Origin of the sequence: Lactobacillus panisapium (assembly GCF_019469265.1) — a bacterium.
Lineage (GTDB): Bacteria > Bacillota > Bacilli > Lactobacillales > Lactobacillaceae > Lactobacillus > Lactobacillus panisapium.
The window spans coordinates 1320545-1344833 of the sequence record NZ_CP048268.1; the positions used below are offsets into that span (position 1 = coordinate 1320545).

The window sequence follows — 24289 nt, forward strand, 5'->3', positions numbered from 1 at the left end:
AGATTAGATTTGCCACTTACCACCATGAACTTTAGCAATATTTTCAGTGACGATAAATGCTTCATTGTCGATTTCGCGTGCTTTAGCTACTAATTGCCCATATTCATTAGTATCAACGACTATTACTAATTGCTGTTTATCCTTGTCAGTATAACCTCCGACAACATTAAAAACCGTTAAGCCATCATAATCTTCCTGCAACATGTCACGAATTTCATCTAATTTACTATTACTCATAATGCGAACCTGATATTTTTTATCAAAACCGGTTTCAGTATAGCGCATTGTAATCGTAGTAATAACTTGTGAAAAAGCTGCCAGCAAGAATGCTTCTGTACCATCAACAAAAAGATTCAAAACAATAATGGTCATATCAATTGCCATCAATGACATGGCCGGATCAATATAGAAATATTTCTTAATAATCAATGGTGGAATTGTCGTTCCTCCTGAAGAGGCATTAATGCGGTATAACATTGAAACGCCAATTCCCATTAAAACACCACCGTATATAACAGCTAGCATATTATTCGAAGTCAACTTAAAACTTGGAGTAATTGCCATTAGTATTGGCAAAAGCATGCTACCCAGAGCTACTTTTTTTAAAGTTTCTTTACCAAGGAAAATGACTGCTAGAACCAGCATAAGCAAGTTTACAATAAAGACGGTTAAAGAGCGGTTAATTCCCCACACTGCATCTACTAAAATTGAAATACCGGTAGAACCTCCAGCCGCAACATTAATTGGCGCATAAAAGAAGTTGATTGCAATCGTAATTATTTCTAACCCAGCTAAAAAGAACAGCCAGTATTGCCACGTATGTTTATGTTTTATGTTTCCCATCTCATCTTCCTTTCATAAAATATAGTATTTAATTATACAAAAAAAGATCTATTTAGCCAAGAAATATGCTAAAAACGACGTTTTTTGGCACTTGATTTAAACAGATCTTTATTATTATAATTTTTAATTAAGTTTCCATAAAGTTTGCTAAATATGCTTTACTGTTCAAGCTTTTGGTATTCAATCGTTTGATTACCTTCGTAAGCAGGTAAGCCCTTTTCCGCACGGTATAGTGCTCGTTCAAAGGACTGGAATCCTTTGCTCGAACTAACAGCAAATTTAACATGATATTTACTGGCAAATTCCCTAATGTTCCAAGTACTATCATGGGCTGCAAATGCCGTTACTAGGATAACAATATCTAAATCTTTAATTTGATTTTCAATGACCTTCTTTTTTCCCTGAAAGGCATCAATTGCAAATGGAATTCCATGGTAACTTTTGACAATTCCTTCAAGAATAGCTTCATTCTGATTGTCTCCAATTGCTATTCCTACGCGTTCATAGTGTAAATCTAGGTCTAGTCGAGCTAATTCTTCCTCTGTCTTATCGGACTTAACCTTTCTCTTTTTGATCTTGCTGGTAGTTTGCGGTGGATCAACCTCATATATCCACCTAATTTTAATTGCCTCCGATGGATCTTTTTTAATCCGAACATCCCCATCATACCAAGCCAAATCGACTATTGAACCATCAAGCAATGGGACATTACCTTCAGAAAACTTGCTGGCGTCAACCGGCAAAAGAATACTTTTACCGCGAATGCGCAATTTTTGTCCTTTAATATTGCGACTAACTGAATAGTGCCCCGGTCTTCCTTGAACAACCCCATATTTAAAAGTTGATATCTGATCAACTTCCATACTGGGGAGTTGGTGGTAACCGACCACCCGCAAGATTTCTGCTTCATAATTCGAATTATTTTGCTCAGGTAATGCCTCAACAATATCCCCACTCTTTAAATTCAAAGCATGTATTTGGGACTCTTTGAGTGTAAATACCCGCCGATTGCTGTCATTAATCAGATCACAACCTGACAAAAGCCGAATCACGGTATAACGCTTGCCTTTACGATAATCACGTTTAGGTGCTGGCTTTTTCTCCAAGGCTTTTTCAAATACCTTTTTATTAATCGTCTCTTTAGTCGTTTTAGACGAACGTACTGCCTGTTCAAGCTTGTTAACGCTCTGACGAAACGATGGCGTATTTCCTTGAATAAACATCAGATGGTGAATTGCTGCTAGTGCCGTCTTTTTTGCTTTTGAATTGCCTGGAGAAAGTAATAATTCTGCAAGACTCGAAAATAGACTTTCTAGTTGCTGCTTCTCAGAATCGGCATTCTTTGCCTCACTTGGAGCAGCGTCTTTTTCATTTTCAGTCATCCCGATAATCAGCTTAATTGCCGCCAGACTATTTCGCAAACTCTGGTCATCACCACTTGTTTTAGCCAAGATTTGCTTTAAATTATTTCGATAGTCAAACATTTTTCTCAACTTCTTTGTTTCTTTTAAGTATGGTTAAGTATAACAATTAAAAAAGGCCAGCACAAAGCTGGGCCTTTCGTATCCACGTTCTGATTATCTTTTACACTAAAATGCTCCACCACCGGAACCTCCGCCAAAGCCTCCGGATGAATTAGAACCAAAACCACCATTTCTTACACTAGTTGAACCAGCAGCAATTCCTTTAATAAAGCAAGAATTAAAGTTCGTAATAAAACTATAGTCATAGAAATTATTCTTAGCTAAGTCTTCTTGCCCAAATTCAAGTTTGAGCTTTTGCAAAACCTTCTTAGCTAAACCAAACGAAACTGCGTAAGGCAAAATATCTTCCCAAATCGTCAGATCGCCGATATCTTTCACGTCAAAGCGACCGATATCTTTCAACATTTTCTTGAAACTGCGTACCTTTTCGGCCTCAACAACGCCTTCTTCCGAATAGAGATTAGTTTGCCGTTTGTTTTTGAACATACTAAACCAACTAATTATGAAAATTAATGCTTCACCAATAAGTACCATCCAGAAGAATCTCCGCACAAAGAATACTGAGATAGCAGCAGCTATTAAACTAACTAATCTAGCAGCAACAATGGTTCTATTACTTTTTTTATTTTGGTCAAGCAAATCATTTGGCATGTAGCGATTTTTTGCAGATGAACAAAATTGTCCTTCGGCCCAAGCATCAAATTGACGCCCTAGTTTTTTACCGCGGGCTTTCTTAATCTGCTTGGTCGTAAAACTCTCACCATCTCCCACATGGTAAAATAAAAACTTAAGTAAATCATTTTCATCGCAAACTTTTTGATCAATTGCAGAGATTCGATAATGCGCTTTAAGCCCTTTCTGGTCCTCTTCAATTTTAATCCTCTTCTGCTTTGCTAGCTCCAGCAAGTAAGCAGTAAAGGCTTTACTATTAGGACGTTTAGTTGTATCAATGATTTGAGCTATTACTGGATCAGCAGTAGGTATTTCATAACCATGAGCTAAGTTCCTGATTTTAGCAGGCTTAAAGCCCACCTTTTTAGCAGAAAAGCCCTTGATAATAGCAAAAATTCCCGTTACTAAACTGACTAAAATTAACCCAATACTAATAAACAGATTACGGTTTTCTTTTTGCTTGTTCTCATTGGCAAGCTTTTGTTCTTGCTTAATAATCGCTTGTCGGCGATTTACCTTTTCGACATTTTTATTTTTAGCAGTCACACTAGTTGGAAAAATCGTCCGGATCCTAATTCCTGTACTACCTGCGAGATCTTTAGCAGTGACAATTATGCGACCTTTTTCAGGATCGACTTTAGTAACGTTTTCCAGTGGTCCATGCGACCATGCTTGCAGATCTTTTACAGGGCCTGGAAAAATAATGCTAGCCTTAACATTTTCTAATTTAGTATTCCAGCCATTACCAATAATCATAAAATTAAGTTCAGCAACATCCCGATAATTAGTAATAGCATTGGTTATCCGGTAAAAGTAGGTTACTGTTAAGCGCTCATTTTTCTGGGAGACGGATTGCCTAACAGTGAACAAATACCCTTTGTCTGTCTTACTTACTTCAGTTTGCGGGTACTTATTGACCGGTCCATCATTTGTTTGCGTGGTTACCTTTAGATGTTTAATTTTCTGATTTTGATTAAGATTTTGCCTATAAAAGACCCCATTAGCATTCGAATGAAATTCATAAACGATTTTGCGTTTCAATGATATCGATCCATCGGAGTTTACCTTTGAAGTGACCTCATTGTCTTTAATGTTGTAACTAACCTCAGCTTTTACTTTTTGCGCCGAAGCTAAGCAAAAGATAAGCACGCCAATAAGTGATATTAGCCTATAAAGCTTGTGTTTCATCTTTTTTTCTACCTTTATTTAAATTGATTAACATTTTGACTTGGGATTTTGAGTAAAATGCCCATTTTGCTCGATTTTGGATAATCGAATGATAAAGCTATCGTACAAATTCTGCTTGTTAATACTGGTTTTAGGTTAAGTGTTTTTAATGGCGGCTAAAAACACTTACCAGTTTTAGTCATGCTAAATTTGACCATGAAAAGTGCGGTACTCAGGCCGGACTCCTTATTTTAATCGATCCCAATGCTGATCTAAAAGGTAGTGCCAGCAATTTAGCTATCACAGGTTCTGAAAAATCCGCCAAAAGCAGCCTGCAGAATGCAAAATAAACTAAAGTTTTCCTTCAGCTGTTCGGAATAAAAAGGTGCTCTTTTTCTCAAAAAAGTAAAACACAAATTATGGCGATCTTGCTTCTGATAATTGTTTAATTTGCTCACTGTACGAGCTTGTCTCTTAGCCGCCTTATTCCATCTTGCGGTAATTGATAATGTTTTTCGACCAGTATTCAGGCTTTGGCGGTCGGAAACTCTGGCGCAATTACCAGCGCAATTATAGCTAGCTATCTTTTTGATTAAACAAAATAAGCCGTAATTGTTAGTCAGCGTACTGGATAATGATAATCGCTTTAAGATTAGGTGCTTCATAATTTATCTCACTAATTAAATTTTAATCAAGCACAATTATACAGATAATATAATTAAATTGATATAGTAATTAAAGTAAATTTGTCATCTTATTTTCGTGCTAATTAAATTAAATAACTTGTGATGAAAAAATGAAGAAAGTCTTTAAGTCAAGATAAAGTGAAATTTCTTGTTGCAATTAGCAAAACTTTTCTCTATAATAACTTATGTTCTTTGCGAGAAACAAAGAGATGGTCTGGTAGCTCAGCTGGATAGAGCAACGGTCTTCTAAACCGTGGGTCGTGAGTTCGAATCTCACCCGGATCATTATAAATGGTTTTTACCGATTTTTATTAATTGTAAATACCGTTATATCAACAATTTAATTTTTATTGATATTTATCAGTTTTAAAGTTGGCTAACATTTTGGCTAACATAGAAATAGCCCTAGCAATTAAGCTAGAGCTATTTTTTATATTGTTTCATTTTCAGCCTTAAAGATTTCTAATAAATCCTTGGCTTTAATTTTCTTTCTCAAGAAATTTGGGTAAGTTTCAAATACTTTTTTGTCAAAATCAGAAACAGATTTGTAATCTGGCTCGTTTTCAAGCTCTGGATCGTCGAGCGGATAATAATCGAAGTAAATCTCCTGGTTATTATCCATAACAATCCAGTAGCCCCAGACGTCAACATTGCCATCTTCGGCAATGTCAGCTGATAGTTCATCAATTAGCTTACTTGCATCAAACGAATAGTTCATTTACTAGCCACGATCTTTCTAGCAGTAGTAATTTCTGCTGAAGTTGCTCCTGCCTTATTCTTAGCAATACGGTAGGCTTTACTGTGGCAATTGCCAAACAGTAATTGACAAGCATCTAAAGCATCTGGTTTAGCACTTTCTTCCTTGATTGACTCATTTTTAGCTTCTGAGAAGGCATTGCCCTTAACGCCTAGTAATTGACCTTTACGGTTGTATCTTACTTGAAAATCAGCGTAATCTTCCATCTCCATATTGCTAGGTAAGATTAACATCTCACGTTCTTCATTGGTTAACTCATCGGCTGATTTGTAAATAATAGTAGCTTGTCCATTTTTTGCAATTTCTGTAACTCTCATTTTTAATAAGTCCTTTCTTTAACTCTTTTACTTTATACTTTTATAATACACCTACGTATGTGTATTGTCAACTATTTTTTAAATATTTTTTTCTCTGATTGACATATTCTAGGGTTTTTTCTAAATCTTCCTCAGTCGCAAACTTCAAAATAAAATTTTTAGAATCAGAACGACGTCTAATATATGTCATTCTTGCCCTATTTTTTTCATTCCACTTTTTATTAGCTCTCTTTTTGGCTTCACTTAATTTTGCCATTAAATTAATTCTCCTTTATAGACAGATTTTGGGCACCATGTAAATAGACAACCGTAATCAGTATCGAATTGGATTAATACAGCTTTTTCTGTTTCTTTTTTAACACGTGAATTAAAGCTATTGTTCCAAATTGCTGTCTTTTCCTGTTCGTCAAAGTGTTGATCAATGATCCAATCTGGGACTCCATCTTTGTATTTAGGGCCCGTGTATGGCTTGTGGGTTAGCTCATACGTCATATGTCTAATGTTACTGTCGGTTACCCTAACACGATAGTCCTTAGCCATCTTCCAAATTAACTTTAAAGCATAGCTCATTGCCATGCGGTAGTTCTCAGTTTTGTCAACAATGCTTTTAGCAAGTTTATGAGCTGCGCGGAACATCGTTGACTTCTTCATCTTCATGTCCTTAATTCTAAATTTGTAACCTTCTGTAATCATTTTAATAAGTCCTTTCTTAACTCTTTTACTTTATGTTTATATAATACACCTACGTATGTGTATTGTCAACTAAATTTGCTAAAAAAGTTAAAAAAAGTTATTATTGTTTAGAGTTCTTTCGCAACTCTTTTACTTTATACGCTCCCAAGTTGGGGCTTTTTTATTGCAAAAAATAAACCGCCTAGGATTTTCCAAAGGCGATTTTTATACCATATAAAAAGGAAGTTCGGAAAGAATCATCTTTCCAAAATCTATTCTATCATATCGACATTATTTATATTACTCAGATCCACCCAGTTGCCAGATATCATGATCTCATCGATGTGATATCCTTCAACGAAACCAACGATATCTGGCTGAATGTGACCTTCTACATCTAGTTCTTTCAACTGCACTGCCACTTGACGGTGGTTAGCGTAGGCTGTTATCAGTAGCTCACTAGCCTGCTCTTCTGTCATAGTAGGCTTCTTACAATAGACAACTGCTCTCTGTTGGTTATCTCGATTAATAGCAGCAGTGTGATCACTTAGCATTAAGCCTTGCCACTTTTTCATACCCCGGTCTTGATAAGTTTTAAAAAAATTGTCGAGAATCTGATCGAATTCCTTCTGATTATATTTTTTTCGCATTTTTATCCCTCTACAAACACTAGTTTGTATTTATTATAGCACAAAAAATAAGCCACCCCAGACTAATGTCCAGAGTGGCTTATTTATTTTAGAAAAAAGATAGTTAATAATATTGTTTTACAAAATAATTTTTACTTTTGCACCATTAATCCATTTATCAACGCCAGCGCCAATTAGTAAATAGCCTTTGCGCAATTTATAGGCTTTATAACGTGAACCCTTGGCAAATTTACGACCGGTAACCGGCCCATCTGCTTCAGCGTGGCCTTTAGCATTGCCGACCACTTCAATTACTGAATGAATATCAGGATTGTCTAATAGCGGATTGCGCTTAACTACCCCGGTTCGAGGGTCAATATAGCCTTTTTTAGTTTTATAAAAACCTTTTTCATAACCAGTAATCTCGATAGTCTTATTGTAATCTAGCATGCCTAATTTCTTATCGTTATTAGGTTCAGCCCATAGTGTGGCACCTTTCTTTTTGGTAACTAGAAACCCACCATACGCAGTAACGGGTACTTTAATTTTCCAATCCATTAAGTTATTGTCAACTCCTTTATCGTTGTTTTTGTGCTTATCCCAGTCATTTTTATTACCGTAATATACATCTAAATCAAGTGGTCCATTGTAACCATTTAGACGGCCATTTGCCGTGTATTGAAACATTGACATCTTATTCCAATGGCACACTTTACCGTATAAAGCACGTGGGCTAAAGCCATAATGCGGCGCCATGTCGTTATACTGAGCTATCCAAACACTGTATTTTTTAGCCACTGGTGACCAATTGTAATAATTTTCGTCAGCTAATCCCAAATAAATCATTGGTTTGATACTAGTTTTCTTGTAGACATAATCAAGCCAATTAAGTGCCCACTGCACGCCACCATAAGTTACCACAGTACTTTCATAATCAAGCACAATAATTGAATGTTTTAGATATGGCTTGGCAGTTCTTAAAAAATAATCTGCTTGTACCTGCCAGTTACCTGGCCGAGCAAAGTGGTAGAGCCCTGTCAGTTTTCCAGAGTTTTTTGCCTGACTCATGAATAGCGGCATTAGGCCATCAGTGAAATTATTGTTCTCTGTTGCTTTTGCTATAACGCCATCAGCTTTAACATTGGCCACATTAAGACCGCCGTTATTATTGGAGACATCAATCACATTAAGCATTGCTATCAGAGCCTTTAACGTTGTCGATCACTTTGTTTTCGTCAAAGTCATCAACGGATTGAGCCTCATCACTGTGGTCGATAGCCGGCTTAGTAGCATTAATTTTGGCCACTTCTTTCTCGGCAAAAGCCTTAATTGCAGACTCAATATCAGGTGTGATTTTTACGCCTGAATTTCGCAAAATATTGCATACGCTAGTTATTACAATATCCATCTTTGCGGTACCATTGCTACCAGTAGTTTCAGCTTCATGAACAAAACCGGCTGCTAAGTCTGGGATCTGTGCAATCCACTTATTTTTGATTTCATGTTTTAAACCATACAGCTTAACCACACTGTAAGCAATGATTGCAATAACAATTAGCAATGCATAGACCATATCAAAAATTTCTTTAACGCTCATTATATTTTCCTCCAAAAAAATAACGCCTATTGGCGCTTTCTCAATTCTTCTTCAAGTTTTTCAGTTTTTTCTTTTTGCTTGTAGTAATCCTTTTTAAACTCATCCCTCTCTGCTGTTAACTCTTTTATAATTGCTTCGTAATCTGCTTTATTGGATTTGTGGGTAACGGCAAGTGCTGTTGCAAATGCACCAACAAAGCCGCCGATCACTTGTAGCAAATTGATTAAATCATGCAAGTGACCACCCTCCTAACTCTTGTATGCTGCTCTCACAATTAAACAAAAAATAACAAAATCGCCAATAACGGTATGTGCCATCCGCATTTGTCCGCCTAAAAAGGCATGCCATAATTGCGTTAATGCTAGAGTAAAAATAACTGCACCACACAAAATTAATAATGCGTGCTGCCAAAATTTACTTTTATTGCCAGTCACGGCTGATACCAAAAGGCAAAAACCTAATAATAGAATTACAATATCAATCCTTTGATCATTCATGGTACTGGTTAGTTCAGGTGGCCAGAAGAAGTAATCGCGATCAATCCAGAGGGATAACCCAATTGCAATAACAGCAACGCTTGCTAACGCTTGCTCGAAGTTATTGCTAACATTATTAAGCATTTTGCGTAGCATATTTATCACCCGTAATCTCTTGAAAATCGTCAGCCGTTAAGGCTCCAACTTGAACAAATGATGCAATAATTGCTTTGTCATACCAACCTGTATTATAAAATTGCATTGCTAAATTTTTGAAAATATTAAGCATTAGTATTACCTCCATTTTTAGCAACAGCAGGCGCTAACAATTGCAACATCTGAGCCATCTGTTTAGATTGCTCAGTCTGATTTTTAGCAATATCATCTAAGCTATTTTTTAAATCCTTGTTTTCATTAGTTGCTGATGTAGCCTGCTCTTGAGCCGTTTGAATTGCTTTTTCAGCATTCGTTAAACGAACGCTGGTACTTGCTGCATCCTGGTCAACCCACACGTGTTTTGTCCAATCATATTTTGGATTGTTCATACCTTTAGGTTCCTCTGCAACAAAAGGAAATGCAAAATCAGCATTTAGTTTTGCTGGAATTGGAATAGGCAAACAATCAAATTGATCATTTGAAACGTAAACAATCTGTTTGAAGTAGCCTGTTTCATCTACTAATTTTTCTTGTTCTTTTAAATCATCTTGCCATTCTGCCATTGTTTAATTTCCTTTCTTTTCGATATTAATTAGTTTTTTAATGTGATTTTGGTCAGAGGTGTCCCACTTATAATAGATATTTCCTTGGTAATCAACAGTAAGAATAGGACTTGTCGCATCCTTAATAGGAATTTTATAAATCAATGTATTATCGGAGCTAATCTTTAACAAATTAGTAGTTTTACTGGGACTAATATATTCAATTACATATAGGTTCTGCTGATAATCAACACACATGGAGTTATTTTCATTGCTAATATATATCGGTAATTTAATTTTTGTTTTGTCCTTAGTAGAATATTTATATGTTCCATTATTACGAGTTTTATATATAATATTTCCCAATTCATCTGAAGTAATAGATGTTATATGATTATCTATATCTGCGTTATTTAAATCGTCAATAATGGATGAATTTGATATATCGTCTTTATCAAACCTTCTTAAAACACCAGTATTAAATGCCCTACTTTCTTCAGCATACAAATATTTATCAACGCTTATTAAGGTATTATTTGCAATGAACACAGTTGTTTTTTGCACAAGCTTTTTTGTAATTCTATCAATTTTCAGTAAATAATTATTATAAATTTCATAATTGCCATTAATTGTATATCCTGATACATATATATATTTGTCGTCAATTACAAAGCTACTTATTTTTGACCAAGAACAAGGGTATATATCATAAATACTATATTCATTTTTAATTAAACCATCTCTATCGAGTTCATAAATAAACCATTTAGAATTATCATTACCTTTTGCAAAAAAAAGATCATTGTTAAACTTCAAATAATAAAATGAACAATTATGTTCATCACTTTTTTTAAACTCTTCAAGTTTCTTTTGCCATAAAATTGAACCATTTGAGTCAAATTTATATAAGCTGTTAATGTTTAAGCCATAAAGATTGTTATCCAAATCACTAACTAATTCACCTAAACTAGATGATATATCATAGTCTTTTGTCCACACTTCTGTACACGTGCTAGGCAATGTCTCCCAGCCTTTAGACTGATAAATTAAAGCATTGTTAAGATACGCTTGCTGAACAACTTTCTTGCCAAAAAATATATTTGATAGCGTCATTTAACCACCACCTCATAGTCTGAAACAATAAAGTAAATTGTCATTGGGTCGTAACTAGTTAATGCCTGATATTGCGTTAATGTACCTGTCCACGACCTCATCATTGACTGTTTAATTTCAGTCATCTGATTTTGCACGTTACTTAAATCTTGCGTATTAATAACGCGATTAAATTTAGGGTAGTCATTATAAGTCTTATTAATATATCTATAATCTAAAATGAAGTCATGCATCTGCCGGCAGATGATTACCTGGAATGTGTTATCAAGTGCGGCGTTGTTAACAACCAGAATGTAACCGTATGTTGCGTTTGTCTGTGTAAATCCTGGTAAGCTGTCTAAGCTAATTTGCAAATCAGAGTTTTTCAGCTCGTAGATACCTGTAGTGGTTAGTGTGTTCGGATCAACTTTAGAATCTTTAAAAATTTTTGTTGGATGATTAAAATCAGGCAATACCACCTTGCCATCTTTATCAGCTGTAACATCGTTAACAGACAAAATCCGTTTAGCAATATCTGCTGTTAAAGTGTCATGTGCAGTTTTAGCATCTGCTTTAGTCTCTAACCCTGATAAATCAGGTTGTGGTATGTTCAGTTTAGCCAATCCATTATCGTCTGGGTTAATTGGGTCGCCACCGTTAATGCTAATCTGCTTTAGTTTGCCGTAAACGTCTTTTAGATTCTGAAATTCAAACGTGTAGTAAGAATCGCTATAGTACTGGTATCCCCCACGGCACCAGATGTTGTATGTATCTTTAGTGCTTTGGAATAAAAATTGCTGAAAATAATTGTACGACCTATCAGGTCTATCTCCATGGAATACTATTAGATAACTTTTTCCCTGCCAATATTCAGCCGGAGCCTTACTACCAAAATTAAACCCGTTTTCGCTGTAATAAATTCCAGGATCGCATAGCGTATCAGGATTGGTATCCGAACTAACTGGTATTGGATTTTCCAATGTATGAATTTTTTCTAAATCTTCTTTTTTTGCGTACTTAGTAAAATCAACATTGTTAATATTGGCAATGGCTTTATTAGCTGCATCAATTGCCTGTTGCAGCTTAGCCTGAGCATCTTCATCATTTTTCAATTCGGCCGCAAGTTTATCCAACTGTTTTTGAAAATCAGTAGTAGCGTTAGCTTTCCATGCATTGTAATCAGACTGAATGCTTGCCAACTTCGCTTGAAAATCAGTATTAGCCTGCTTAATTGCTGCCTGTTTGTCAGCATTAATTTGAGCAATAGCTTTGTCACTGGCTGTCTTATTGGCAGACAGTTGATTATCTGCGGCTGATTGTATGGCTTTCTTTTGTGCATCATAATCAGCATTAATATGTGCAGTCTGATTTTTCCAATCATTCTGTAACTTTTCCAACGCCTGTTGAGTATTAGATAGTTCGCTCTTCCAACTATTAATTAATTGATTAGCATTGTCAATTACAGTCTGAATGTTTGTATTGCCATTTTTAATCAGTTGGTCTATGTCAGCTTGCCATTTCTTAAAAAGTGCATCCCTATCATCTTCGGTTTTCTGAATAACGGCTTTGTAGTGCGTTTCTAAAGCCGTCAGCGAAGATACATAGTTATCGTTGTTGACGTGGATAGTTTCGTCCTGGATAACATCGATATTAAAACTCTTGGTTGTGTCAATCACATCGCCATCTTTTGAACTAATATCAAACCAGGCAATACCACTAGCGGCATAGACTGCATCAGCCAAAGTGTATGTAAATCTGCCGGCTTTTTGATCTGTTACATTAAAATGAGCGGCTTCGTTATCACTAACGATCTTACCGCTCTCTTTATTTTCCGAAAATGTAATTATTCTATCAGTTAAATCGTAACCACTGCCATTAGCATCGGTTACGATTACATCTAATTTTTGCCCTTTTTCACCCTGACCAATTTTCCGGACATGGTCGCTAACCGTGCTGATTGACTTATTAGTTGGCAGTGTGATCAGCGCTAGACTCATGTTTTGCCTCCTTTCTTAATGTGTTAATTGTTTCTTGCAACTGAGCATTACGCTCTTGCAATTGCGCATTTTCCGCTTGTACTTTTGACAATTCTAAATTTAAATTGCCAATCTGTACGGCCATATTACTGGCCAACTTACTTAATTGATCCATTTTTTCACCTACATAAAATCCCATTGACTTGACTTACCGCTCCAATGGCGACGAATCCATTCCTGAATCGATGCAATACCGTCTGCATTTTTCAGAAACATGCCATTATCGTCATAAATATGGCCATTATAAAACGACAGTCCACTAATCATGCTTACGCCATCGCTTGAAACTCTGCCGTTAACACCACCACCACGAGCTAGCCAGATGCCTTTACTATTGGTAATAACTGCATCATCGCCATTTGTAACTACAAATCCATAATTGCCAGTAATTGCACCACTCACACTAGGTGGTAAGGTGTCATTAATTGCGCCTACCGTTAACGTTGTCCCACCTACACGTGTTACGACTGAACTATTAACAACTAGACTCTGAACATTAAGTGCTTTAACAACGCCAGTATCTATTTCTTCAGCGTTAATTGTCCCGTCAGAACGAATGGCTGTTCTTATGTTTCCGCTAGGACTAAAAAATCCCAGTCCGTGATTGTTAAATCTCAAAAAGCCTTCAGAATTAACCGCTCGGATTTCAACCGGATTTTTATAAGTTTGATTCCCTGAAGAATCGACAAATTGTAAAATGGCCGAACCACCTGAGGCTATCCAGGCTTGTGCATCCTGCATCTGTTGGTTGTAATCTTGTAGTGCTTTATCAAATCGATCCTGTTGTACTTCAAGTTGACCAGTTTTATCACTTACGATACCAATTTCTTTACCAATTCGCATTTCGGCTTCTAGCCGTTGTTTGCCTTCTAATTTTAAAGCCTTAGCGACTGAATCGGTTAAACCATAGGCTTTTTTAATCGATTGATTGGTCTTTTTAAAACGCTCATTCGATTTACTATCGATTGCAGTTTCCATTAAATGCTGCCACGTTTCAGGTGGTTGTCCGAGCTGGATCTGTTGATAGTGGTGAGACAAGCAATCAAATACAGTACCAGTAATTTCAGCTATTTCCTGGATATCGTACTGTTTAAAACGAACATAGAGCTTATCGTATAGACTTAACTGCGTCATATCAGCGTTAATGCCAGACATCTCTTTATATGTTAATGTGGTTGATACGTTGATATGGCCGTATTTGTGTTCAATCAGATAGTTCTGCCCCAACTGAGTAAGCTGGTCAATGTCAGCTTGCGTTGCTACAAAAGTACCATCAGGTTGTTGACCAGATAAGTCTTGATCGTCATGCTGGAAATTCCCACTTAAATCAACTGTGTTAACTTTATCAACGTTGATATCAATGCCGAAACCATCTGCATACATTGGGCCAACTTTGACTGTGACCTCTTTTTGTGATTCATCAACATTAGCATCGTAATCATCACTGCCACTGTTTTCGTCATCATCTGGTGAATGTAGAGTGGAATTATCCAAATTGTCTTCTGGAATCCAACCTACATGCCCTTTATAGATAACTTCAATATATGTTTTGCCATCGCCACCTTTTGCTTCATGACCACCAATAGTAAAGTCGCCATTTTCTGAACTAGCTCCCGTTGGAATTGACCAGTTAGATGCATTTCGGCTGTCGGGCGTATCATAGATTTCAACCTTCGAGTGATCTTTCAGTTTCTGCTTTAATATTTCATCCCACGATTTCGGTTTAACCATCCCGTTCTTATGATAGTCAATCGAGCTTGAGCTCACCCAACCATACTTCGTATGGTGGTAGGTTTTACCATTTTGCACAATAGTTTTATCAATTGTAGCTTTGCCGGCATGGGCTTTTACCTTAGTTTTCTTCTCTTTTTCTTTCCAGTAAGATTTGTTGGGTATTTTCTTGCCTTTAACATACCGGTAGGGCTTTTTGCTTTTGCCATGAGTTACAACAGTAGTTTCAGTTGGAACCATTTCATGCTTTTTAGCATCCCAATGATACTTGACAGCACCATCCTTAATCGTACCGTAGCCAGAGTTGTTATATTCTTTATAGGCACCCTCCTGACTCAGTGACAAATGTGGACCATATAGCCATTCATGATCGCGAATTCTGTACCAAATATCACCGTTCTGGTTACGCTCGGCCATATCGTAGTGTACAACTGTACCATTTTTATAAGTTGTTCCTGTACGATAATGACTAGGTCCGATATCTGGTGCGTAGTAGCCGTGGATAATGCCACCTTCTTTGTAGGCAACGACCGCTGTCCCTGACATGCTAATTCTAGTGCCTGCACCAGATTCATCGTTAATATCGTCACCCTTAATAACGGCATCACCGGTTACATTGTTAACCAGGTAATCACCACTCTTATCAAAATTAAGCCAGTTGGCATCAATCCAGCCGCCACCTTTGATTGGGTACCAATCATCACCGTTTACAGTGTTAATTTGATATTTTCCATCTGGTGTAAAATCGCCATCGTGAACAACTGTACCTAGGTTAACCTTGTCATTATTGTTTAACGAGCCAATCAACCTTTGCCCTTCAACTGGTGAGTCATAAATGTTAACTGAACCACCTGCCATATAAACACTGGCCACGCTTGAATAATCAGATTCCCAATTGTTCCAATCAGTATTATCTTCGGTGGCAATCGCTTGACCTGGTGTATAGGTTACGACAAATACGGCACCAGTCCACATGTTTTCGATGTTTCTGTCCTGACTAATAGATTGAATGTTTTTACCATAGTCGACAATAATACCTGTATCGGTACCGGCTTGTTTTGAATGATGAATATCAAAATTGTCAAACTCTAATTCTCCGCCGAATAGCCCTAAAACAGATTGAACAGCTGTATCGCCTTCGGCATCGGGATCTATTAGGATTGAGCCTGCCTGCTGACCTTTCTCAACATTAATATTGCTAACAGTGTTTATATCACTGTCAAAGGTAAAGTCCTTAGCTGGCTGCATTGTGTTAAGTACCTGGTTCATCAAATCTTGCGCAGTTCCTGAAACAATCTGGATTCCATCCGGAACAGTTGCATCATTAAGTGTAGAAGAAATGTGGTTAGCAGTAACTATCATTTGTTTATCTTCAGGTTGTGTATGCACAATTTTAAATATCTGATGAACGAATTTGGCATTAATATCAGCCATAATATAGGTATTTTCTTTCAACTTTTTGGCGTGAATGCCATCACGTGGATAAGTAAGTTGCAGCGTTGGATATTGGTTATCATTCCATGTTGTCAAACAACTAACTGCATCACTTAGTGTTAAGCCGGGCGTAGAAAAATCACTATTAACGCTTTGATACCAGTGAGGATAATCTAAAAAATAATCATAAACACTGTAATCAGTTTCTGGAATCTTACCTACAGTTATTAATGCCATTAGATCAATCGCCTCCATCTTGGCATATATTCAGCTCTCGTAATTACGCCATCATCTGCCGTAATTGAAATTTTATTTTCGCCGCTTGGTAATTCTGGTGGTAATAAATTCGGAAAATGTGTCTGATTGTTGAATAAGTTATTGTCCTTGTCGTAAGTGTCCCCGGTGTCGCCGTTAAGCCAAAATTCACCGCTCATATTGTCAAACTGATAATTTAGGTCATTAACATTCAAAACAAATGAGCCCTTAGCAACAAAATGCCAGTTGGGTACAGCCACGCGTGATTCTGAATTATACACAATGCCATTATCTGGCAGATTAATGTAATTAATCCCGTCAACACGGTACTGAAATGGCTCGCAATAGAACGACAACTGACCAGTTCCATAATTTAATTGGTTAGGGTCCCAATTAATTGTTGGCGGTGTCTGCATGATCGCGTTATAGGCATATTCAGGGTCAATATCGAATTGCAAGAATTCATATTGTCTCCTGCCTTCAAGTACCGGACTAGCTAGCCAATCAATTAATTCTCTTTCCCAATCAAATTGAGAAATATCAATTGGCCGATTAATTATGCAATTAAAAACGCGTGTCACATTCTGATACGCGTCATTATCTTGTAAAAAGTCACCTGAACGTCCAGTAATATGCGTCACCTCTAAATCAGGCACGGGATAGACTGGATCTAACGGATATTGCACTTTAATACCTAAATCTAAAGAAGATTTATTTTGATAAATCAAACCGGAAAAATCACTAGAAGCCACCGCTTAATCCCCTCCTTTGCTTGATTTGATTTGCACGTTCATTCTCTTTATAAAACGGTTCAACAACAGACCACAACGTTCGGCCTTCTGGAGTTGTTAATGTGATATTTGCTGAATTATCTTTATTAACAAGTCTTTCTAATAGCAATAAAACTGCTTGTCTGAAATCTTTTTCCTCCTTCTTTTCTTTAGAATCAACTATTGGCTGATTACCAAAACCACTCTGGGCGGATAAGATGCCAATCGCTTTACCAATGAGCTCCCATGCGCGCGTAGCTTTTGTTGGAACCAATGGTACAGCCATTTCTGCACCCGCATCGCCAAAGATAGAAGGTCTATTAGCAATACCACCATTGCTAAACTTAGGTATCGAAGAAGCTATCTGCTGAGCACCAGCAACGTGCTGCGCTGTATATCCGCCACGTTCCCACATTTGTGAAAATTTGGCCGCTAATGAAGCAACACTACCATTGCCCTCTAAAACAGATTTGAAAATATTACTATCAGAGCCGTCATGCTTGAGTGCGAATAATAGCTGTGTAGCCGGGTCTTTCCATGATTTTCCATGCTTTTTAGCAAACGCCTTTAAGTTGGTTAGACGTCCGCCTAGCCATTGACCTAGACCACTAGCTCCACCACTAGAATTGACGGCACCAGGGTTAAGTGTTGACTCAAACATCCAGTTACCCAGAATAGCAGTAATACCATTTTTAGTTGCTTTTGGATCTAACTGTTTTAATGCTTTCGCTAAAACCCCAGCTCTGGTTCCAATGTCGCCCGAAATCTTAAATGAACTGATTGCTTCACTCAGATTTTTCTTGATCCATTTAATTGCACTAGCGCCCAACTCCTTTTTTGCCAAATTTAATAAACTTTTACTTGGACCATTGTCCTTTTTACTTTTGGCATCATGCAGACCTTTTACTCGATAGAAGCCATAGCCCATTGAAGCCCCATCTGAAATTCGTGAAACACGTGCACTAGGTGGCGTCTCATTAAACATTGTGCCTTTTTGCGGGTTTTTAATAATACCCACGTGACCTGCAGCTCCGGAACCATGACCAAATATTACTAAGTCGCCTGGCTCAGTCTTGGATAATGATTTTCCTAAATACTGAACGCCGCTTGATTCTTGCATTGCTACCGTGGTACGGCCAATATTAACGCCAAAGTGTTTTAATGCCTGTGATACCATCCCAGAACAGTCACTTGCAAGCTTAGATGCGGCGCCCATTACATATTTGACGCCAGTAAAGTTATCTTCAGCATATTTCAGAAATGCTTCACGAGTACCGCCGTGGCCAATACCATCACCGATTGCATTTTCAATAACTGTCCACATGGCCTGTGACCATTTATTACCATACTCCGTTGATGATCGATTGCCTAAATCTGTAAAGCCTTTTTCGACATTCGTACCTTTTGCATCAACATTTTTAGTAAACATTGATTTGAAACTGTTGGCGTAATTTTTCAAACTCCTTTCAGCTAATTTGCGCAAAGCACTGTGGCGCATACCAGAGCCTTTAGCAAAATGAGGTAAACCAAAACTATTCGCTAATTCTTGTGTCTGCAAACCGTTAAGGACTTGGTCACCCTTTTGTAAAGGTATAATTCTATCTTTACCATGTGGGATTAACAGATTATTTCCACGAACGATAGCTTCTTGTCTTGGGCCATACTGATCATCGTTAACCATTGCTAAAGTATCATGAGCTAATGCGCCATTAACTGTACCTTTTGCAAATTTAACTGGTTTAATTACTGAGCTATTTCCACCAAATTGTTCTAGAACTTTATCAATTCCTTTAATACCACGATTTAAAGCATTAATTGTGCCCTTCATGTCACTTTCAGCGTAGCCGATCATTTTATGAAGTGCGTTTTTAAAACCACTAGCAGTAGACTTAGCTAGCTTAGTGACACCAGAATTGATGTTCTTCATGCTGGATTCAATTTTCTTCTGCATAGTAGAAAACTTTTTATCAGTATCTTTTTGAATGCTGGTAGCTTCCTTGTCAATCGATTTACCCATCGACTTAAATTCTTTGACAGATTTATCAGACATGGAGCTAAAAGCTTTAGCAACATTGTTCTTTTTAGCAGTTTTAGTTAGCGTCTTTAATTCTTTATTAACAGTTTTAATTGCTTTAGATAAAGATTTAAGCGATTTTGCCCCACTAACCTTAACAGTTACCTTTTTCTTGGTATTTTTAATCTTTTTAATTGCTTTAGCTAGCGCATTAACAGATTTTGTACCACTGACTTTTGCTGAAATCTTAACCGATTTCGATTTAATACCAGCAGTTGAAATTGAAGAAGAACCACCTCTTAAGCTGGTAGCTGATGATTTTCTTGTACCCGTTCGTCTGGTGGTTACTGTTCGCCGAGTTGCTTTTTTAGTAGCTTTTGGTGCAGTAGTTAATTGCTTGAATAACTTATCGCTAATCCAAACGGAATGACTAATCCGCCTGTCAGCACCAGTTAATAGTCCCTGGTCAACTAATGTCTTTCCCTTATGTGGGTCGGTCTTTTTAGTCGATTTCTTAAGCGCTGAATATTTTTTACTGATTTTATTGAATTCAGCAGTTAGTTCTTTTGAACGTTGTAAATTGCCATCTTTAATTGTCTTAGAAATCTTATCGCCTAGACGATCTAATTCCTTTTTATAATTCTTTTCTTTTTGCTTGATGGTAACAGTTCCATTAGCGAAATGATTGGCTTTACCAAACATTTTCGCCATGTCACTAGCTTTGATAACATCTTGTCCCGGCAATAACCACCGCTTTACGAAACGGCCATTAACGATTTCCACTGAACCATCAGGATTTAAGATTCCTTCACGATTACCAGTTTGAGGACTGTCATTGCCATCATTAAGGACTGCTGGCACACCATAGCGCTTTTTCCAATCAGTCCCGTTGGCAAAATGAAAATCACCAATTTTTATTTTACTGAGCGAGCCAAGGCCTTTACTAATACCATCAAAAAAGCCATTCCAAGTGTTTTGAATATCATCTATAATTCCAGAAAACCAATTAGTAATTGACGCCCATGGCTTTTTAAAGAAACTAACAGTATTTTTACCAATCTTTCCAAAAAAGCTAGTCATGCCTTGCCAAGACTTTTGGACTTTTTTGCCAATGCCATCAAACCAGCTGGATATCCCTTTCCAAGCAGATTTAATTCCATTAGCCATGTTTTTGCCAAGCTTAGTAAACCATGAAGTCATGCCTTTCCAGGATTTCTGAACTTTCTTGCTAATATCAGAAAACCAATTAGACACATTTTTCCAGGAAGACTTTATCCCTTTGGACATGTTCTTTCCCAGTTTCGTAAACCAGGATGTCATACCCTTCCATGATTTTTGAATGCTCTTTCCTAAATTAGAAAACCACTTTTCGGTACCTTTCCAGCCGTTTTTGAAATCTTTAGCTAAACCATTAGCCCATTTTTTGAATTTTGGATCGTGTTTATACAGCGAATTAATACCACCAGCTATTGGACTAATGAAGTAAACGCCAATTTCTTTCCAGTTTTTCTTGAACCAATTAATAGTTTGACCAACACTTTTAGTGAATCCATTCCACATTGAATGAGATGACCAGCCTAAATTTTCTAAGCTCCAAAAATTCTTAGGTGGCTTTTTAGATTGCCAGCCTTTAGTGAACTTATTGACAGCTTGACCACCCCAGCCACCGACAACTTTACCAATCTCTGAACCAACTGCAGCACCTAACGGACCACCAAACCATAGTCCGATACCGCCACCAATACCTGCACCAATTCCTTTGCCAATATCTTGGCTTCTCTTGTCAGCTGAATGTCTGTCTTTATAAGCATTAAAAAAGTTCGATCCTGCATCAATAGCAACGCCTGCACCTGTTGCAGCAGTACCAATTTTTCCAGCAGTGGTTAAATTGCTAAATCCACCTGCTGAATGTGCTGATTGTAATAAACCTGTTAGTCTACCAGCTCCTTCTCCTTTGCCAAAGAGCCCCTTTCCAAAATTAACCGATTTATTAAAGGCGTTAGAAAAAGTCTTGGCTAACTTTTCTCCTAAAGCAGATAATTTGGGACCTAATTCCTTCAGCCCCTCAACAAGTGATTTTGCACTGCTTTTTATTAAAGCACCAGTTTTACTTAGCACTTTAGAAAATGCACTTCCAAACTTAGATCCTAAAGATGCTAATTTTGATCCAGCATTTTTAAAACCAGAAAGTAGAAGCTTACCAACCTTACTTACCCCAGCTTTTGCCAAAGAGCCAACTTTGCTAAAACCTTTACTAATTATGGTGTTATCAAACAGATCTGCTAAAGATCGTTTTACTTTAGCAATACCACTAATTAATTTATAGCTTGCGAAAGCAGCTAACATCACTTTGCCAAAATTAGTTACTTTTTCAAAGTTATTACTTTTTCCCAACCAGCTAATTAGGTCAGCAATTTTATTTGCAATAGTAGCAATTCCTTCGGCAATTTTTTTAATCCCCTTCATTGTTGAAGGACGATTAAACACTTTAACCATTGATGTTGAAGCTTTAGATAAAGCTGGCATCATTGCAGTACCTATGTCAATTCTAACTGCATCAATTGCTTCATGGAATTGTTTCTCTTGGTTTTTGGTAGCTTTCATATTTTTGTTGGCTAGTTTGCCAACGTAATCATTTTGATAAGCACCTGCAACCTGTTTGTTGACGCGCTCTAGTTCTTTTGTGTTGCTTGCCAAAATGGCGGCTGCGTTTTGTCCAGTTGTACCAAATACATTATGGAAAAAGTTAGACCGATCAGCTTTAGGTACATGATCTGATATTTCTTTAAAAATCGCAGAAATTGGTTTCAGTTTTCCAGCTTTATCTTTAAAGTCAGAAACCGACATGCCATACTTCTCTAGCGCGTTAGCACCCGACTTAGACGGTGTTTGCAAACTAATCAAAATTTTTCGCAAACCAGTACCCGCCTGTTGTGCCTCTAATCCAGCGTTAGAAAGAACACCCATTGCACTGGCTGTATCAGTTAGTGACCTACCAGCTGTCTTTGCAGAAGTACCGACATAGTTCATACCAATACCCAGGGATTTGAAATCAGTCGCTGTTGCGTCTGCTGCCATTGCCAATTTATTTGCAACAATCCGTGTGTTACGCAACATACCAGCGGTTGAACTGGTTCTCATACCAAAGGCTTCAAGTACAGAAGTAGTAACTTGCATCGTATCAGCGAAACTGTCTCCTGATGCTTTTGAAGCCTGAAGAATGGACTTCATTGCCCCTAACGATTGCCGACCATCATAACCACGCTTGATTAGCTCTTGATAACCTTCAGCAATGTTCTGCTGAGATTCCGCATACTGAATTGAATATTTACGACCATCTTTTTGCATCTCTGCAACTTCTTTAGTCACATCTTTGGTTTTCTCGCCAGATGTTACTAATAAGTTAGTATTTTCAGTTAATGTTTTCTGTAAAGAGCCAGCTTCTTTTGCACCCTTAATTGCAAATGCACCGACTCCTGCAATACCAGTTGCCAGAGCGGCACTAGCGACTTTGGCTTTTTCAAACGAAGATTTTAATGATTGACCTAATTTACTTGAATTAATCTTAAGCTTACTAATCGCTTTATCAGCAACTGCAATACCAGTTGGATGAAATTTATTGAATTCAGCTCTTACATTTTTTTGCTTATTCTTTAATTCAGCTAGCGACAGTCCGGTTTTGTTTACACGATTTTCTTGCTTCCGATAAGCATCACTAGTTTTACCTGACTCTGCTCCAACTCGTTTTAATTCGGCTTCTTGCTTTTTTAATTGCTCAGTTAAATTGCTAATACCTGAGCGATAAGAATTCATTTTTGCTTGACTAGATTGAAAAAGATTGTGTTCTTCTTTTAATCTAGAAATATATATTCGAGATGATTCTGATGAATTTCTATAATCATTTTGAAGTTTAGCCAATCCTGATTCGTAATACCTTAATGAATCCTTGGCTTTAGTTTGTTGACTAGTTAAAGAAGTTAACCTGGTCTCCGCACGCTTAATTTGACCTTCGCTTTTTGCAATCTGCTCACCATATTTTGCATACTGCTGTTTCCCTGCTTCAGTTGAACGATCAACATTCTTCTGAGCATCAACCAGATTTTTTTGCTCCCTAGTTAAGCCGGAAATGTATTCTTTCTGCTTATCAATCGTGGTCTTTAAGCCTTCAAACTTAGCCTTGGCAGCTTCAGTCGACTTTCCTACAGAACTTAATTCGGCTCTCTGTGCTTTCCAAGCAGATGTAGCATTAGTAACCGCTTGGCGTAACTCCTTAAGAGTCCTAACTGGCTGTGTACCATTAAGAGTAATATCGGTCTCCATACCGCCAACCGGAATATTACCTGCCATCTAATTACCTCCTTTCCTGTCAATTTCTTCAGCAAATTCCCACAGAGTCTTAGGCCGCTTATCACGTGGTTTCGCATTCATAACTTCAATTAGTCGATAATAATCCGTTTCTTCGAATTCCTTGAGCGACATATGAGCAAATACGATCATCTGCTGTTCTGAATAATCGAAGTCTTCAATCATCTGTTCATATGCATGAACCGGATCATCATCACTTAGACTCTGATTCCTTGCTTTTGTCAGAATCGAAACCTAAAACCTTTTCAATTACCTCATTTGCAAAATCTACTACATCTGAAAAATCTGAATCTTCAACTTTCTTAACCTGATCATTAGAAAGCTTAAGAATTGGTTTTAAAAAGTCTGTATAAGTATCAATTAACTTAATCTGAGCGTCCAACGAATTAATGATCGATTCATCATTTTCTAAATCCACGTTGCTAATCGTTTGATTCACTTTCGCGAAGTCGCGTTGAGCAACTAGACACTTTCTAATATTTGCCCCGGTGGTCGGAACTTCAAACGTTGTTAAATGTAATTTTTTACCATTAACTTTTACTGACATTTTATTTTCCTTTCGAAAGAAAAAAGAACGGCTGTCAACCGTTCTTT

General features: G+C 37.2%; 22 protein-coding genes and 1 tRNA gene. 1 reads left to right on the forward strand and 22 read right to left on the reverse strand.

The window, feature by feature from the left end:
• Positions 1-3: 3 nt before the first annotated feature.
• The 3 genes from GYM71_RS06230 to GYM71_RS06240 form a co-directional block, all read right to left on the reverse strand.
• Positions 4-843: a YitT family protein gene (locus GYM71_RS06230; protein WP_103751823.1), complete on the reverse strand. Its 840-nt coding sequence runs from the start codon at positions 841-843 to the stop codon at positions 4-6.
• Positions 844-1001: 158 nt separating this feature from the next.
• Positions 1002-2327, reverse strand: coding sequence for a DUF2325 domain-containing protein (locus GYM71_RS06235; RefSeq protein ID WP_220219837.1), 1326 nt, complete (start codon positions 2325-2327; stop codon positions 1002-1004).
• A 105-nt stretch (positions 2328-2432) separates the two neighbouring features.
• Positions 2433-4187: a DUF2207 domain-containing protein gene (locus GYM71_RS06240; RefSeq protein WP_220219838.1), complete on the reverse strand. Its 1755-nt coding sequence runs from the start codon at positions 4185-4187 to the stop codon at positions 2433-2435.
• Between the two features lie 876 nt (positions 4188-5063).
• On the opposite strand from GYM71_RS06240, the gene GYM71_RS06245 reads away from it, so the two are divergent.
• Positions 5064-5137 (forward strand) — tRNA-Arg (locus GYM71_RS06245).
• Positions 5138-5282: 145 nt separating this feature from the next.
• On the opposite strand, the gene GYM71_RS06250 is transcribed toward GYM71_RS06245, so the two are convergent.
• From GYM71_RS06250 to GYM71_RS06340, 19 genes are all read right to left on the reverse strand, one after another.
• Positions 5283-5570: a hypothetical protein gene (locus tag GYM71_RS06250; protein WP_220219839.1), complete on the reverse strand. Its 288-nt coding sequence runs from the start codon at positions 5568-5570 to the stop codon at positions 5283-5285.
• Positions 5567-5926 (reverse strand): hypothetical protein, encoded by a 360-nt coding sequence (locus tag GYM71_RS06255; protein WP_220219840.1) that lies wholly within the window; start codon positions 5924-5926, stop codon positions 5567-5569. Before GYM71_RS06255 ends, GYM71_RS06250 begins: the two co-directional genes overlap by 4 nt.
• 67 nt (positions 5927-5993) lie before the next feature.
• Entirely contained in the window at positions 5994-6182 is a 189-nt protein-coding gene (locus tag GYM71_RS06260; protein WP_220219841.1) for a hypothetical protein, read from the reverse strand.
• Positions 6182-6619: a hypothetical protein gene (locus GYM71_RS06265; RefSeq protein ID WP_220219842.1), complete on the reverse strand. Its 438-nt coding sequence runs from the start codon at positions 6617-6619 to the stop codon at positions 6182-6184. Before GYM71_RS06265 ends, GYM71_RS06260 begins: the two co-directional genes overlap by 1 nt.
• 251 nt (positions 6620-6870) lie before the next feature.
• Entirely contained in the window at positions 6871-7248 is a 378-nt protein-coding gene (locus tag GYM71_RS06270; protein WP_220219843.1) for a hypothetical protein, read from the reverse strand.
• A gap of 117 nt (positions 7249-7365) precedes the next feature.
• The gene (locus tag GYM71_RS06275) at positions 7366-8421 is read right to left on the reverse strand and encodes a GH25 family lysozyme (protein WP_220219844.1); all 1056 of its coding nucleotides are present in this window, start codon (positions 8419-8421) and stop codon (positions 7366-7368) included.
• On the reverse strand, positions 8414-8824 hold the full coding sequence (locus GYM71_RS06280) for a phage holin, LLH family (RefSeq protein WP_220219845.1): 411 nt from the start codon (positions 8822-8824) through the stop codon (positions 8414-8416). Before GYM71_RS06280 ends, GYM71_RS06275 begins: the two co-directional genes overlap by 8 nt.
• 26 nt (positions 8825-8850) lie before the next feature.
• A complete protein-coding gene (locus tag GYM71_RS06285) occupies positions 8851-9060 on the reverse strand; it encodes a hypothetical protein (RefSeq protein ID WP_220219846.1) in 210 nt (69 codons plus the stop codon).
• 12 nt (positions 9061-9072) lie between these two features.
• The gene (locus GYM71_RS06290) at positions 9073-9456 is read right to left on the reverse strand and encodes a hypothetical protein (protein ID WP_220219847.1); all 384 of its coding nucleotides are present in this window, start codon (positions 9454-9456) and stop codon (positions 9073-9075) included.
• The gene (locus GYM71_RS06295) at positions 9437-9589 is read right to left on the reverse strand and encodes an XkdX family protein (RefSeq protein ID WP_220219848.1); all 153 of its coding nucleotides are present in this window, start codon (positions 9587-9589) and stop codon (positions 9437-9439) included. The genes GYM71_RS06290 and GYM71_RS06295 overlap by 20 nt, the downstream gene beginning before the upstream one ends.
• A complete protein-coding gene (locus tag GYM71_RS06300; protein WP_220219849.1) occupies positions 9582-10019 on the reverse strand; it encodes a hypothetical protein in 438 nt (145 codons plus the stop codon). Before GYM71_RS06300 ends, GYM71_RS06295 begins: the two co-directional genes overlap by 8 nt.
• A 3-nt stretch (positions 10020-10022) precedes the next feature.
• Positions 10023-11111: a hypothetical protein gene (locus tag GYM71_RS06305; RefSeq protein ID WP_220219850.1), complete on the reverse strand. Its 1089-nt coding sequence runs from the start codon at positions 11109-11111 to the stop codon at positions 10023-10025.
• Entirely contained in the window at positions 11108-13087 is a 1980-nt protein-coding gene (locus GYM71_RS06310; protein WP_220219851.1) for a phage upper tail fiber protein, read from the reverse strand. Before GYM71_RS06310 ends, GYM71_RS06305 begins: the two co-directional genes overlap by 4 nt.
• Positions 13056-13241: a hypothetical protein gene (locus GYM71_RS06315; RefSeq protein ID WP_220219852.1), complete on the reverse strand. Its 186-nt coding sequence runs from the start codon at positions 13239-13241 to the stop codon at positions 13056-13058. Before GYM71_RS06315 ends, GYM71_RS06310 begins: the two co-directional genes overlap by 32 nt.
• Positions 13242-13249: 8 nt before the next feature.
• Positions 13250-16528 (reverse strand): phage tail spike protein, encoded by a 3279-nt coding sequence (locus GYM71_RS06320; protein ID WP_220219853.1) that lies wholly within the window; start codon positions 16526-16528, stop codon positions 13250-13252.
• Entirely contained in the window at positions 16528-17298 is a 771-nt protein-coding gene (locus GYM71_RS06325) for a phage tail protein (RefSeq protein ID WP_220219854.1), read from the reverse strand. Before GYM71_RS06325 ends, GYM71_RS06320 begins: the two co-directional genes overlap by 1 nt.
• Positions 17288-23677, reverse strand: a complete 6390-nt coding sequence (locus tag GYM71_RS06330) for a phage tail tape measure protein (RefSeq protein ID WP_220219855.1) — start codon at positions 23675-23677, stop codon at positions 17288-17290. The genes GYM71_RS06325 and GYM71_RS06330 overlap by 11 nt, the downstream gene beginning before the upstream one ends.
• Positions 23678-23860 (reverse strand): hypothetical protein, encoded by a 183-nt coding sequence (locus tag GYM71_RS06335; RefSeq protein WP_220219856.1) that lies wholly within the window; start codon positions 23858-23860, stop codon positions 23678-23680. It abuts the gene before it with no gap.
• 28 nt (positions 23861-23888) lie between these two features.
• On the reverse strand, positions 23889-24242 hold the full coding sequence (locus GYM71_RS06340; protein WP_220219857.1) for a phage tail assembly chaperone: 354 nt from the start codon (positions 24240-24242) through the stop codon (positions 23889-23891).
• Positions 24243-24289: the final 47 nt, after the last annotated feature.

Bases quoted from the DNA above. Each gene is read 5' to 3' on its own strand.
- GYM71_RS06280 (WP_220219845.1), bottom strand. From the start codon at position 8,824: ATGAGCGTTAAAGAAATTTTTGATATGGTCTATGCATTGCTAATTGTT.
- GYM71_RS06300 (WP_220219849.1), bottom strand. From the start codon at position 10,019: ATGGCAGAATGGCAAGATGATTTAAAAGAACAAGAAAAATTAGTAGAT.
- GYM71_RS06320 (WP_220219853.1), bottom strand. From the start codon at position 16,528: ATGGCATTAATAACTGTAGGTAAGATTCCAGAAACTGATTACAGTGTT.
- GYM71_RS06310 (WP_220219851.1), bottom strand. From the start codon at position 13,087: ATGAGTCTAGCGCTGATCACACTGCCAACTAATAAGTCAATCAGCACG.
- GYM71_RS06230 (WP_103751823.1), bottom strand. From the start codon at position 843: ATGGGAAACATAAAACATAAACATACGTGGCAATACTGGCTGTTCTTT.
- GYM71_RS06315 (WP_220219852.1), bottom strand. From the start codon at position 13,241: ATGGATCAATTAAGTAAGTTGGCCAGTAATATGGCCGTACAGATTGGC.
- GYM71_RS06305 (WP_220219850.1), bottom strand. From the start codon at position 11,111: ATGACGCTATCAAATATATTTTTTGGCAAGAAAGTTGTTCAGCAAGCG.
- GYM71_RS06270 (WP_220219843.1), bottom strand. From the start codon at position 7,248: ATGCGAAAAAAATATAATCAGAAGGAATTCGATCAGATTCTCGACAAT.
- GYM71_RS06290 (WP_220219847.1), bottom strand. From the start codon at position 9,456: ATGCTACGCAAAATGCTTAATAATGTTAGCAATAACTTCGAGCAAGCG.
- GYM71_RS06335 (WP_220219856.1), bottom strand. From the start codon at position 23,860: ATGATTGAAGACTTCGATTATTCAGAACAGCAGATGATCGTATTTGCT.
- GYM71_RS06240 (WP_220219838.1), bottom strand. From the start codon at position 4,187: ATGAAACACAAGCTTTATAGGCTAATATCACTTATTGGCGTGCTTATC.
- GYM71_RS06255 (WP_220219840.1), bottom strand. From the start codon at position 5,926: ATGAGAGTTACAGAAATTGCAAAAAATGGACAAGCTACTATTATTTAC.
- GYM71_RS06275 (WP_220219844.1), bottom strand. From the start codon at position 8,421: ATGCTTAATGTGATTGATGTCTCCAATAATAACGGCGGTCTTAATGTG.
- GYM71_RS06265 (WP_220219842.1), bottom strand. From the start codon at position 6,619: ATGATTACAGAAGGTTACAAATTTAGAATTAAGGACATGAAGATGAAG.
- GYM71_RS06260 (WP_220219841.1), bottom strand. From the start codon at position 6,182: ATGGCAAAATTAAGTGAAGCCAAAAAGAGAGCTAATAAAAAGTGGAAT.
- GYM71_RS06340 (WP_220219857.1), bottom strand. From the start codon at position 24,242: ATGTCAGTAAAAGTTAATGGTAAAAAATTACATTTAACAACGTTTGAA.
- GYM71_RS06295 (WP_220219848.1), bottom strand. From the start codon at position 9,589: ATGCTTAATATTTTCAAAAATTTAGCAATGCAATTTTATAATACAGGT.
- GYM71_RS06235 (WP_220219837.1), bottom strand. From the start codon at position 2,327: ATGTTTGACTATCGAAATAATTTAAAGCAAATCTTGGCTAAAACAAGT.
- GYM71_RS06330 (WP_220219855.1), bottom strand. From the start codon at position 23,677: ATGGCAGGTAATATTCCGGTTGGCGGTATGGAGACCGATATTACTCTT.
- GYM71_RS06250 (WP_220219839.1), bottom strand. From the start codon at position 5,570: ATGAACTATTCGTTTGATGCAAGTAAGCTAATTGATGAACTATCAGCT.